Annotated in this window: 10 protein-coding genes; 6 read left to right on the top strand and 4 right to left on the bottom strand. The window is 42.5% G+C overall.

The features are described from left to right. Positions 1-5: 5 nt before the first annotated feature. Together rpsU and V7K62_RS12350 are read right to left on the bottom strand one after the other, a co-directional pair. On the bottom strand, positions 6-197 hold the full coding sequence (gene rpsU, locus V7K62_RS12355) for a 30S ribosomal protein S21 (RefSeq protein ID WP_094333031.1): 192 nt from the start codon (positions 195-197) through the stop codon (positions 6-8). 120 nt (positions 198-317) lie between these two features. After that, entirely contained in the window at positions 318-644 is a 327-nt protein-coding gene (locus V7K62_RS12350) for an RNA recognition motif domain-containing protein (RefSeq protein ID WP_334864225.1), read from the bottom strand. A gap of 292 nt (positions 645-936) precedes the next feature. On the opposite strand from V7K62_RS12350, the gene V7K62_RS12345 reads away from it, so the two are divergent. The 4 genes from V7K62_RS12345 (at position 937) to V7K62_RS12330 (ending at position 6,407) form a co-directional block, all read left to right on the top strand. Beyond that, positions 937-2,331, top strand: coding sequence for a TldD/PmbA family protein (locus tag V7K62_RS12345; protein WP_334864223.1), 1,395 nt, complete (start codon positions 937-939; stop codon positions 2,329-2,331). Positions 2,332-2,950: 619 nt separating this feature from the next. After that, entirely contained in the window at positions 2,951-3,481 is a 531-nt protein-coding gene (locus V7K62_RS12340; protein ID WP_334864222.1) for a pentapeptide repeat-containing protein, read from the top strand. Between the two features lie 519 nt (positions 3,482-4,000). Continuing rightward, positions 4,001-5,515, top strand: a complete 1,515-nt coding sequence (locus V7K62_RS12335) for a DUF1565 domain-containing protein (protein ID WP_334864424.1) — start codon at positions 4,001-4,003, stop codon at positions 5,513-5,515. Between the two features lie 130 nt (positions 5,516-5,645). Continuing rightward, complete coding sequence (locus V7K62_RS12330; protein ID WP_334864220.1) at positions 5,646-6,407, top strand: hypothetical protein; 762 nt, start codon at positions 5,646-5,648, stop codon at positions 6,405-6,407. 145 nt (positions 6,408-6,552) lie between these two features. Here the strand turns inward: V7K62_RS12330 and V7K62_RS12325 are convergent, their stop codons facing one another. Next, positions 6,553-8,622, bottom strand: coding sequence for a tetratricopeptide repeat protein (locus tag V7K62_RS12325; RefSeq protein ID WP_334864218.1), 2,070 nt, complete (start codon positions 8,620-8,622; stop codon positions 6,553-6,555). 487 nt (positions 8,623-9,109) lie between these two features. Here V7K62_RS12325 and V7K62_RS12320 point away from each other — a divergent pair, with 487 nt between their 5' ends. Together V7K62_RS12320 and V7K62_RS12315 are read left to right on the top strand one after the other, a co-directional pair. Next, entirely contained in the window at positions 9,110-9,370 is a 261-nt protein-coding gene (locus tag V7K62_RS12320) for a hypothetical protein (protein ID WP_334864216.1), read from the top strand. Between the two features lie 899 nt (positions 9,371-10,269). Then, positions 10,270-10,830, top strand: coding sequence for a PEP-CTERM sorting domain-containing protein (locus V7K62_RS12315; protein ID WP_334864214.1), 561 nt, complete (start codon positions 10,270-10,272; stop codon positions 10,828-10,830). A 71-nt stretch (positions 10,831-10,901) separates the two neighbouring features. Here V7K62_RS12315 and V7K62_RS12310 read toward each other — a convergent pair whose 3' ends face one another. Continuing rightward, complete coding sequence (locus tag V7K62_RS12310; RefSeq protein ID WP_334864213.1) at positions 10,902-13,262, bottom strand: PhoX family protein; 2,361 nt, start codon at positions 13,260-13,262, stop codon at positions 10,902-10,904. Between the last annotated feature and the right edge of the window lie 425 nt (positions 13,263-13,687).

The following is a 13,687-nucleotide window of genomic DNA, read 5'->3' as shown; positions in this document are numbered from 1 at the left end:
AATTGTCAATTACGACGGAAATTTCTTTTACGTTGTTTGTGCCTTGCGACTTCTTTGCGCTTGTGTTTTTCTAAAGGCGTTTCAAAGTGACGATGTTTTCTCATGTCAGGAAAAATACCTGCTTTGGAAACTTCCCTCTTAAATCGACGTAAGGCTGACTCAATTCCTTCATTTTCGCCCACAAATACTTGGGTCATTTTGATCTCCTTACTTAATTGGTACTGGGCAATTTAAGCCATCCAGTAGACCGGAGCGCAAAAAGGGCAGATAATGATTCTGCCCTTAAGACGTTAAAACTTAATTTTTGATCTTAAAGTTTAGTAGCGTGATCTATTATATCCACCGCCGCCACCACCACTGCTGCCGCGACGATCGCCACCACCAAAAGAACCACCTCTATCTTCTTTCGGTTTAGCCTTATTCACTTTGAGGTCGCGTCCCATCCACTCAGCCCCATCAAGAGCATCAATGGCAGCTGTTTCTTCGGCTTCTGTGCCCATCTCTACAAAAGCAAAGCCGCGTGGACGTCCTGTTTCACGGTCAGTAGGCAACTGAACCCGCTTTACAGTACCGTGTTCGGCAAATACAGAATTGAGGTCGTCTTGTGTGACCTCGTAGGATAGATTACCTACATAAATTGACATGCGTTATCTCCAAAATCATAGGTGTGTAGAGATTTAGATTTCGGAGACAAGCTTGTTAAGACCAAAAGGGAAAAGCCTGTCAATACTAAAAACAAACACTGTAACCGAATTTTATTCTCACTTGACTACCTTAGCACATCATTCAGTTCTTACCCACCGTAACTAAAGATTAGGGATTAGGGATTGGAGAAAAATTTATTAGCCAGTCCCCAGTCCCTTGATAATATTGATTAGCAGAAATTCCCCAAATAATTGCAAAATAAAGGCAGTTCGTCATTGTTACTAATTGGAAATGCCGACTACACTTGCTGACGCACAAAATTTACTTTCTGACCTGATCGCCCGCTACTGTGAGCGTGTAGATTATCTGATGATTCGCCTTGAAGAAGCAGAAGGGACTGATATCTTGTTGCGTGGCGACAAGGTAGAAACCCTCAGTGAAGGCATCTCCATTGGTGGACATATTCGCGCTTGTTATAAAGGTGGATGGGGGTTGAGCTGCTTTAACCAGCTGGCGACAATCAAGGATCGCATAGAAGAAGCGATCGCTGCGGCGCGGATGGTTGGTGATGAAGAAACTTTACTTGCACCCATTGACCCAGTGCAAGCAGTATGCGTTCTACCCCTAAAAGGTACCGATCCCCGAAAAATCCCACTTTGGAAGAAAAAACAATTGTGCGATCGCTATGCCCAATTGCTCAAAAGCGTTGATCGCCGGATTACCACTACCTCGGTGCGTTATGGTGACAGCGCCCAAAAAGTGATCATTGCTACCTCAGAAGGCACTTTCATCGAGCAATCTTGGGTGGATATGGAAATGCGCTTTGCCGCCACCGCCAGAAACGGCGAAACCGTCCAAACTGGACGGGAAACTACTGGCTCTCGCAAAGCTTACGAAGATTTAACTGATTTGGATGAACAGGTAAAAGGTGCAGCTCAAAGAGCGATCGCCGCTTTATCTCTACCATCGGTTAAAGGCAATACTTACACCGTAGTCATTGACCCAATTCTCACGGGTTTATTCGTCCACGAAGCCTTCGGACATCTTTCTGAGGCTGATATGGCTTACGAAAACCCCGATCTGTTGGAAGTCATGACCATCGGACGGCGGTTTGGCCCAGAAGAACTCCAAATTTTTGATGGTGCGGCTCCAGAAGGACATCGCGGTAGCTATTTTTACGACGATGAAGGCACACCTGCCACTACTACTCAACTAATTAAAGATGGAGTTTTAGTTGGACGTTTACATTCTCGTGAAACCGCTGGCAAATTGGAAGAAGCGCCTACGGGTAACGCCCGCTGTCTCAACTATCACTTTACTCCCATTGTGCGGATGACAAATACCTGGATTGAACGGGGTAAAACACCAGTTGAAGACTTATTCACCGATATCAAAGAAGGAGTTTATGCCCGTAATTGGTTGGGTGGGATGACGAATGGGGAAATGTTCACCTTTAGTGCTGGGGAAGCGTGGATGATTAGGAACGGCAAAATTGCTGAACCTGTGCGCGATGTAACGCTTTCGGGAAATGTATTCCAAACTTTAGCGGATATTGAGGCACTTGGTGATGATTTTTATTGGGATGAATCAGGCGGTTGTGGCAAGGGAGGGCAAAATGGCTTGTCGGTGGGTTGTGGTGGCCCTAGTCTCCGAATTCGAGATGTAGTGGTTGGTGGGGAAACATGAACTACCCACTGCTATAGATAGCAATTCTGAATCATTCGTGAACAACCCGCAGATCCTCGATAACTTTTAGGAAGTCGAGGATCTGCGGGTTGAAATTCTTACAAATCAAATAGGTGGCAATTATAGGACTTACACACTTTAGACATTAGACCTCTTGCATAAATCACAAAATTTGAACCCCAAAGAGCCAAAGCATCGGGGAGGGGTCTTAGGAGCAACATCCCTCCCAAGTATGAAATTGACTCACAACTCTAGGTAGTAGCGCCAGTAGTTAAGGATAGCTAATCTAGATAAAGCTGATTCAATATCCCCTCTGGTTTGATTCACCACACTAATCCTCCGTGGCGCGTGCTGGGGATGTACTGCCTGTCTGGATAGTCCAAAATTATTCGTAATTGATAATGACGCTTGCTGACTCGCTACTGCTGCGCTCACGTAATTCGTAATTAAAGACTGTTTCAGACTCTTATTTATACCCAGACTGAAATAAAGCCACGTATAGACAAAAGGGAATTAAACCTAAAAATTACGAATTACGTAGCTTGCTTCTCGCCGGAGGCGAGTATTACGAATTACGAATTAGTAATTAGTTAAACGTTCCTTAGCACAGTGACAGATTATGAAAGCAGATCAACTCCTGAAAAACTATGCCGCAGGTGTCAGAGACTTTACTGGTGTCAACTTGAGCGAGGCAAACTTAAGGGAAGCCGATCTCAGTGGCGTAATTTTAGATAGAGCAATTTTAGATGGAGCTAATCTGAGCCACGCTAATTTAGCCCACGCCAGTTTGATTGAGGCAGACTTAAATGGAGCAGATTTGAGCAATGCTGATCTCAGTGGTAGCAACTTAAGCGGAGCTATTTTGGATGGAGCTATCTTGGATGGAGCAGCAATGGAAGGAGCTAATTTAAGTCACGCTGATTTGACGGTTGCTAAACTGATTGAAACTAACTTGAGTGAGGCGGATTTGCAGGAAGCAAGCTTAATAGCGGCGAATCTAGATGGAGCGGATTTAAGTGGTGCAGATTTAAGTGTAGCCGACTTATCCCAGGCAAATCTCACTCAAGCAGATTTGAACCAGACAAATTTGAGCGGAGCAAATTTGTCTGGAGCCAATATAGAAAGAACAATTCTGGATGAGAATGTGTGACATCTCCCACTCCGGTCTATACACAAGTCGAAAAAAGCTCGATTTCCCATTGTTCTCTCGTTCCCATGCTGTGCATGGGAACGGCTGATTAGGGACTTCCAGAAAATAAATTAGCCAATTTACTCAGATAATATTTTCTTTCTCCCCCTGCTCCTTGCTCCCCTGCCTAGATAGCGATAGCCCCACAGTTGAGAAAGCGGGTTGGTATGAGAACTTGGAATGTTGCGTGAGAGTCTATAACTTGTGTGTAGATACGAGCTGCTTGCTAAAAAAAGTAAGGTGGATATGTTTTCTACACACAAAGATACTACTGTGAAAATTTTGCTACAAGTAGTGTTAGATCATGTCCGCTTGATTACTTAATTAAACCCGGAGAAGCCCACCCCGCCAAAGCTGCGCTTTTTCTCCCCTCCCCGATGCTTTGGGGAGGGGTTAGTGACTGTGGAAATCATAAATATTTATACGGGCATAATATTATTTATGATTGTCATAATTAAAACAATTGATTCCCAACTATCAATGGTGAACTCTACCCTCGTTGTCACACTCTATGTCAACCCTATGACAGGGAATGATACCAATACTGGTTCACGGTTGAGTCCGTTTAAAAGTCTCACCCGTGCCTTAAAAGCAACTAAAATCCCGACGATAATTCATCTGGAGTCGGGGACTTACAGCGCTGCTAGTGGTGAGGTGTTTCCAGTGATCATCCCTGGAGGGGCGACAGTGGTGGGTAACGAAGCTAACAAAGGTGCAGGGATTATAATTTCCGGGAGTGGCGAGTATCAAAGTCCCAGCTTTGGTATACAAAATATGACGTTGCTCTTGGTAGATAATGCCAGTCTTTTAGGTGTAACTGTCACCAATCCCTCAGCCAAAGGTACTGGTATCTGGATTGAATCGGCTGCACCTACTTTAGGTAATAATACTCTGATAAACTGTGGGCGGGAAGGTGTGTTTACCACTGGTACTGCCAAACCCGCAATTTTAGATAACATATTTGTGCAAAATACTGCTAGCGGGTTAGTGATGGCAGGTCATAGCCAGGGGGAAGTACTGCGGAATGTATTTCAAAGAAACCCTTTAGGCATAGCAATCAGTGACTTTGCTGCTCCGACGATCGCCAATAATAAATTATCAGAAAATCGCACAGCGATCGCACTTTCTCGCAACGCCCAACCTGTGCTGCGTCAAAATCTCATTGCTAAAAATACCCAAGGTGGTCTATTAGTCAATGGCAATGCAGTCCCCGATTTAGGTAATACTCAAGATTCTGCTGATAATATTTTTCGCGATCATAGTGAATTTGATTTATACAATGCCACTACACAAAAGCTAGTTTCCGTAGGTAATCAATTAAATCCTTCTCTAGTCAAGGGCTGGGTCGAATTACTCCCAACCAATCGAGTAGCGGTTAACACCAGTTCCTCTGACGCTCTGGCAGAATCTCGATCTCCCGAACTAGATGGACATTGGGCAGAACCATTTATTCAGGCATTAATTAGCATGGATTTAACTCATGCTTTTGCCGATGGTAGCTACCAGCCAGATAAACCCATGACTCGCGCCCAGTATGCAGTTCTGGTGGCGATCGCTTTTAACCCATTTCCCAAAATTTCGGCACCTGATTTTACGGATGTACCCAAGGATTTTTGGGCTTATAGCGCGATCCAAATCGCGGCTAGCGGTGGCTTTGTTGGCGGATTTAGCGATCGCACTTTCCGCCCCGATCAAAGTGTGCAGCGGCTACAGGTGATTGTCTCCCTAGTAAACGGACTAGGACTACCGGCTGTTGATAGCGATGTTTTAGAAGTATACAGCGATCGTCATACCATTCCCGACTACGCCCGAAAAGCCGTTGCTACTAGTACACAACAGGGAATAGTTGTCAACTATCCAGATTCCAAACTGCTTGCACCTTCACGTCCGGCAACACGCGCCGAAGTTGCAGCGATGGTTTATCAAGCATTAGTCGCCATTGGGCGAACATCAGTAATTAAATCAGTCTATGTAGGGTTGCATTCTAGAAGTTGACAAGTAAAATAGGGAACACTGCCTATCGGCTTGGCAACTATTGGAAAAAAAACCATGTAGTTAAAAGCACGCTAGGCTAATATGCGATGGGTGACAAATCTTAGACCTATTGCCTAAAGCTAATAGCCCCATGTTAACAACACTTCCAGATACTTCTGCCAACTTGGCGATCGCCTTATTAATTAACTATAGTTTCGATCTCAGTGGATATAGTGCCAATGAGCTAGTTGAGCGTTGGCAAACGCAATACCCCCTTAATTGGCTACACCTGGCAGTGATTGAGGCACTATACCAAGGTCGTTATAAAGCGGTTTCCGTGCAACAAATCTTAGTATTTTGGCAGCGCCGGGATCAGGCTACATATCATTTCAACATGGAATTTGAACGGATGGTTTGTAGCAAATTTCCCCAAAGCTTAACCTCATTGGCTGCACCAGCCCTACCGCCAGCTAAGAAAAACTCTACTCTGGAGAAAGTTACCAGTCCTCAATTACCACCAGCTAAGATTCGCAATGGCTATCAACACGGCAATACTGCAACTCTTCAACTAAAAAGTTATCAACCAAAGACATCTTTGAGTGAAGAAGAGGGAAAGCAGGAAGATAGAGACAATAAAACCGTCTTAAAGTCTCCGGTTTCTGGGAAATTTGCCTCTTCGGGAACCCTTCAGCTATCGTCTGCTATCAGCCAAAGGCAAACTTCACAAGAAAGTCCAGCGCCTTCCCCATCACCAAGCCATCATGAACGACAGCCAAAGCTACTCTCACCTGCTGCTATTCATGCCCCAATCGGGCAATTTACTCCCGAAAAAAGCGATCGCTCTGAGTCTTTTACATCTAAACTCAAAGCGATGTCTGGGGAACAAAATCGAACTGTGGGGACTGGGGATTAACAATTCAAAATTCAAAATTCAAAATTCAAAATTGTACCCTTGCAGGGAAGCAAGCTACGCGCCTCGTCTCGTAGAGAAGAGAGCTTCAGGCTGTTAGACTCTTATTTAAACCCTTTTATTTACGATAATTAATTTTTGTTGGTTTTTATTCTGCAACTAACTGCTTAAAGCGCTCATCATCAGCAATATCATCAAAATCTAGGTCAGTTGCTGCATCTTCTTTATACCTGGGATTAAGTTCAATTGCTTGTTGAAGAGTTAACAGAGATCGATCAACTTGTCTTTGCAGTGCGTAACAGGCTGCTTTGTTGTAATGGGCACTGGCATAATCTGGCTTAATTTCTAAGGCTTTGTTAAAACTAGCGATCGCTTCATCATCGCGTCCCAATCTTACCAAAGTATAACCGTGTTTATCCCAGATTTTGGGAGAATTGGGTTGGAATTCCAGCGCTTGATCAAAGGACACTATTGCCTCTTCGTATTGTTCTAATGCTACTAGAGAAAGACCGCGATTTAACCAAGCAACGGCATCATCAGGTTTGATTTCTGTAGCTTTATCAAATGAGGCAAAGGCTTGCTGATGCTGTTGTAAGTTCCCAAAAGCAACGCCGCGATCGCACCAAGCTTGATGATAATCTGGCTGAATCTGAATAGCTTTATCATAGGAAGCGATCGCATCTTGGTAGCGTTTCAACCTTCCCAGAGTTAGACCACGTTTTAACCAAGTCACAGGTTCATCAGGTTGGATTTTAACCGCTTGGTTGTAAGCTGCGATCGCATCTTCATAACGCTTTTGAGAAAACAGCCCATCTGCCTGTTTTACATACTCATCAGCAGTGAATTCCGGTTGTTGCGGCTGTTCCTGTATTTCTTGCTCAACTTCAAAATTCACCACCTCTAGAATCGATTCAGGCGTAATTTCAGTTAGTTCTTGAAGAATCAGATCCTTTCTTTCTTGGGCATCCAATTGTAACTCCGAGAGTTGAGAGACAAACTCAGTTTCTAATCTTTCTAACTTCTCCAAAATCAGAATTTTTTGTTGTTGAGCATTCCATTGTAATTCTGAGAATTGCGAAGTAAACTCCGAACCAGATTTTTCTAAATTATCAATGATTAACTCTTTGCACTTTTGAGCATCAACTTGTAATTCCGATAATTGTTCGGTAAATTCTGACTGCAATGCTGTTAAAATATCAATAAGTTTATTTTTTTGCTCTTGAGCATCTACCTGTAATTCAGATAATTGAAATTTAAATTGCTGATCAAATATGCCTAAATTGTCAACTGCGATCTCTTTTTGCTTTTGAGTATCTACCTGTAATTCAGATAATTTTTGGGAAAATTCTGACTGTAATTTTGTTAAGCTTTCAAAAACTATATCTTTTTGCTTTTGAGCATCAGACTGCCATCCAGAAAGTTGAGATGTGAACTCAGACCTTGATATTTCTAAATCAGCAACGGCTAGTTCTTGCTGTTGTTGCACACCTAACTTTAACTTAGACAGTTCTTCTGCCATGACAAATGCTAATTTTCCTAAATTCTCCAGTGCTATACCTTTTTGTTGTTGAGCATCAAACTCTAACTTAGATAGCCCCGAAGCAAATTTTAACTCTAAATTTTCTATATTTTCTTGAGATTTTTTTAGTTCAGATTCTAATCTACTTAATACCTGTGCTTTAGCTAAATCTAGTTCAGATATCAGAATAGATACATTTGCTTGTTCATTTTTAATTTTTTGTTGTAAAGCAGTCGTTTCCTGTTCTAATTCATGATTTATTTTTTTAGCATCTTGAATAACATTTTCAGCCTCTTGTTTAACGGTGGTTAGCTGATTTTGTAATTTTTCCATTCCCTGTACTTGTTGCATTGCCCGATCAACAATTTCCCGGATTACCACCCGTCGCAGCAGCCATAATAAAGCAATGACTGCGACTGGAAAGAGACTTAGTATAACTAGCCAAACATCGAGTAAAATAGTTGTACGGCTAAAAGCGCTCTTAAAATCAGATTGGACTTGCTGTTGAATTCGCTTTTCTGATCGTAGTCGTGCTAATTCTTCCCGTTCTGGATTCGATAACACCTGAGTCGGAGTTAGTGCTGGGTTGGGTGATGGTGCAGATTGTCCACTGGCAATTCCAACGGATAACAGTAAGGGTAAAAAGACAATAGTGCTTTTTACAATTAAAGCGAAAACAGCTTGATTTTTGCTCTGCATAACAACCATCTCAGTCTGTTGGTCAGTTTTTGAAGCGGCGTGCCTCTCTCCAATCTATAACAGAATTAAGTAGTTAAATGTTGTAGAAGCAGTGTAAAATTCTGAACAATCCCTAACTAATGCGTTTCCTCGTCCTTAGTGTACCTACAACTTTAGTGGTGGAGTGCAGTCAAGTTTGTGACAACTTTTTTTGGTGAGGTACTATTATAACATTACTAAGTTGTAACTACTGCTAAAGATGGCAAAAATTAAGCAGCACAAATAATAATTTATCAACCTGTGGAAGACAGATTGCAAAAGCATCAACGCTTTCTGAGACCATCCACCGAAATAGTTCGGACTTTGTTCCTACAGATAGCAGGGCGTTGAAACTGGAAGTTCTACCTATATGCGAAGTGTCAGGTGTGAGAACTTCGCACTAACATAATTATTATCTAGGGTAAGCAGATGACTTACCCTAAAAATTAACTTAACAAAGGCGTAGAAAATGGGTCGCATGAATCCTTACACACTGCAATTGCAGATTACCCGAATGTTTGAGCAAGGGCAATCATTTTTTGCCACAACCAAGGTACAGGAATGGTTGAAAGAACGTAAACACAATCCCGAAGATTATGACATTATTTTCCATAAAAAACCCGCGCCTCCTGGTTCCAAAGAAGTGATGGTAGTGGAAATTGAATTACGCCGCAAAGATGGACAACCTGTAGATCGGTGGTTGCAGGAACAAGCAAATCTCCATGCCTGATTTTAGCAACTATGGCAGTCCTAAATCAGATGTGAAAAGTTCTTTTTCTTTTCTTGGCATTTCGCAGAGAAGGTGGTTCGTTTATTTTCACAATTTACAGCGGATTGCTATGTGTGAGGGCGACGCCGAATAGCCAGTCGCAGACATCGCTAAACCTTCACTAAAAGCTACCCAAAGTAGTTTTACCCGACATCCCAGGCGGTGGATAAGTCTACGTGGGTGCAGATGGTGAATGGTAAAGCGAAGGTTAGCATCTAGTTATTATTGAACAGGTGCTATGTCTACCCAATTGTCAGCGCTATGTCGGACAGAAGTTACAGCAATTTTCATGTATTTAGACCACAATTATGAGACCTAATGAAAATCAAAGCCTCTCTCCTTGTAGGAGAGAGGAATAGAAGTGAGGTCTATTTGTGGTTCATTTACCTGAAAATCGCTGTAAAATTACTGCAAAGCTTTCAACCATAAGTCTTTAGCCGAATAGCACTAAGAAAAGCCCAAAGGCTTGTGTCGCCTCGTTCCCAGTCTTAAGACTGGGAATGTATTCCGAGAGGCTCTGCCTCTGGTCAAGAAAGAGGAGGCGGAGCCTCCCAGGATGGGTTAAGAGCCTCTAGGCTGGGAACCAGTTAGGGCAAGGGCTGTATCTTAACTTAGTGCCATTCGTCTTTAGCCATTTCAGTGATGTAGCAATGTCTGCGACGGGCTACGCCTAAACTAAAAGCATAATCTGCTATAAATATTGAAATAAGTTTACACAAAATTTATATATAGCTGACAAACTTAAAGATTTAACGAAGATGATCTTTTGTTTGTTATTTCTTAACCTATATACATTGGTTGAAAGTTTATTTAAGTGAAATTACAGAATTATTCATTTTTTAGCTTCGGAGCATTTTCTGATGAAATTAGCTAAAGATATTAGCATTGCTGCTTTTGCTGTTGCTATCTCGGTTGCTGCTGTTGTTAAACCGACGCAAGCTGCCTTAGTTAATTATGGTTTCACCGTAAATGCGACATCTGGCGATAATCCCGGTCAGTATTTCGGCTCTTTTCAGTATGATGACTCGACCTTAACCGCGATGGGTGAGGAAACTTTAGGCGTTAGCAATGGATTATCTATTGTGTTTGACTACTTGGGTACTCAGTATACAGAGGCAAGTGATTTTGATTACCCATCATCTCCTGTAGTCAGCTTTACAAATGGCAACCTGTCAGGACTGAGTTATTTGGTTGAAGATCGGTTTTTCATTGGTAATGATCCAGTTAATTCAAGTACAGGGGGAACAAAATTTTATCGCATTCTGAGTGCTGACTTATTGTCTATAACAGAGGCGGGTACAGTCACTTACTCTAAGAGTACGTCAGTACCCGAACCGATGACTGTTGGTGGTATAGCGATCGCTAGTGCTATGGCGTTGGGGATGAAACGCCAGAAAAAACTATCTGGAGTGACAAATTAGTAGCCCTACCTGGAAAGTCAAGGTGAAAATTAATCTAGAGACGTTATTATCTAACGTCTCTACACCCATAGTTAAGTAAAATTGCCAGTAGGATTTTTACGTCTGATGGCAATTACAGATGGTTTGGGAACACTTCTAGATTGACCCTTTCCACCATCAGCAGTTGGGATGTTACTTGGCCAACTACTACCACGAGGCACAGTCCGAGCCTGATTGAATGTAACACCATTCAAATCCAGTAATTCAATCTCACGACTCAGGATCGTGCCATCATTAATTGGACTATCTTCGCCGGGATGCTGTACCGAAATAATCAGCGTATCTCCCACAAAAGTTGGCCCAGTCATCTCACAACGCACTGGCCCATGAGCAAACGGTATTACCTCTCCGGCATGAGTACCAGTAGTAGGAATATAGAATAGCCAGTTATTACCGAAAACTCCTGTGAAGTTGGAAACATTACCACTGGCTGTGTGGTCGATGGTAGTTACTATCCCGGCAGCACCGACATTAAAACCATTGTGAGTGGTGGTAGACATATCCGTCACACCCCAAATATTTGCCTTATTGTCGAACACTAGGTTATCTACATTGGCAAAACCAGCACCAGAAATTGATCCAGCTTCTCCACCCTGAGCAAATCTTTGCCAACGAAAGGTTAGACCTGTACCATCGGCACTATCTTCAATAATCTTGTACAATCCCCCAGATTGCTGCGTTGCGTTGACATCTTTACTCAACTTGGCAACCTGGAAAATGCGCGAATCTGGATAACCGTCACTTCCCGGCGCACCATCAGTATAGGCAATGAACACTTCTTTGGTGGTTGGATGCACTTCTATATCTTCTGGACGTGCGGTGGGCGTTCCGCCAGCCAAATTCGCTGCTAAGAAGGCATCACTGAGAATAGCACCTTGGGAAGTGTAGAAGTCAGATAGCTTTTTACCTTGATAAGCAGGTAATCTCTCTGCTTCGTTGGTGCGATCGACTGCGAGGGAACCGCCATCTGTAGTTTGACCTGCAATCCCATTGCGTTTTGGTAGGGGTAAAAGACCATTTCTTTGAGCCGAACCCAAAGCAGCAAACTCCACAGAAGAAATTACCGATGGCGAAATGGGATTGCTAGGAGTAGTTAAACGTAACGGTATCCATTGACCCGTACCATTTGGATTGTAACGGGCGACATACAATGTACCACTTTCCCATAAATTGCTGTTGGCTTTACTGGTTGGTGAAGAAATAACACCTGCACTGACAAATTTCCAGGTGTGTCCCCCGCGTCTGTCATCACCCATGTAGGCGATTAATGGTTTTCTAGCTTCGGCACGGATAGCAACGTTTTCATGGCGGAAACGACCCAATGAAGTGTGTTTGCGAGGGCGGAAATTCGGATTAACGGGGTCAATTTCTGTAATCCAACCGTATTTTTCACCAACTAAACCGAAGGTCTTACCAGTAGTACCATCGATGTAACCTGTTTGAGTACCATTAGGGTTGACTGATTCTGCGACACCAACAAAAGATCCTACACTTCCTTGAAAGTTTTCTTCAGCAGTTAAAATAGTTCCCCAAGGAGTTGTACCGCCAGAACAGTTATAGCCAGTGCCAATAATTTTGTTACCCAATCCATCGGAGGAGAGGTTAAATACTTGGGTTGCGGCTGGGCCAGTTGCGATCAGATAGTTTTGATCGCCTTTTTGGTAGCTACGACTTCCCCAAGAAGTGACATTTTTATATTCATCGCTCCTTTGGCTATTAATTCCCAACCCAGAAAGACCATGAAGGCGGCGATTTCTCGCATCACCTTTAACCACAGCATAACGGTTATTGGAATTACGTCGGGAGATGCGGACGATTGATCCGCCTAAGTTATATAGTGCTTCGCCGTCAAATTCAATACCTCTAGTGGAAGGTAAAGCCCACCCAATCACTGATTCAAAGGTGGTAGGCAATCCTTTAACATCAGCAGGAGCTTCAGGTGCTAGATCAGAAAAAGGAAAACTCACATATTCGTGATTGACCCACAAATAACCGACATCGTTGGTTCTACCCAGAGGAATAAAACCCGTATAATCGTTGTTGTAACCGAAATATTCATCTTTGTTGGGAAAGACGCGATCGCCCCAGCTGATAATTACATAACGTTCATATTCTGGTGGCACTACCAGATCATCAACTACGTTGTAGCTATTTAACTTTGCATTTGCAGATGCATTGATTACCTGTCCCTGACCGATTCCCGTAGGCAAGAAACTTTTCTGCTGTTTATAAACGGGTAAAGGATGGGGTAAGCGCACTGGTGTAAAGCTCAGTCGCCTGTTGTTTGCTCCTGCAATACTAGAAACACCATCTATAATCGTGTCTCCCAAGACAGCTGCACCAGCACTGCCAGCAAAAAATACTAAAATTTGTCTGCGACTCAATTTAGACATCAAACTCTCCTCTGTTGTGACATAAAAAATTTAGTAGAGGCAAATCTTGATTACTGACAGAAAAGCCATCAATTATTTACGTGAAATGCCATATATTTTGAATATTAAGTAACCTGTTATTAAACAAAAGGTTGTTTGCTATTTAGGTCAGCTAACTAGACAAAATTTTTCAGTTTGTCATCTAAATATAATGACCAAAAATTAACGCTAGGTTATATCTTGATTAATAGGGATTTATTCTATAGTTGGTATTACAATACAGAAGTTAGAATTTGTCTACATCGCTTAAAATTTTGTATTTAGTCTTCTTAAGAGGACTTTAGCTATTAGCCTCGGAATTTATTCCCAGGCGGGATGGCAACGAAATGGAAGATTTATAAAGATTTTGTTAAATAAACTTAAATAAATAATAACCGATTAAAAAA

Origin of the sequence: Nostoc sp. (genome assembly GCF_036917935.1) — a bacterium.
Classification (GTDB): domain Bacteria; phylum Cyanobacteriota; class Cyanobacteriia; order Cyanobacteriales; family Nostocaceae; genus Nostoc.
Note: the sequence above shows the minus strand (reverse complement) of the source record. Positions and strands in the feature narration are given on the sequence as shown.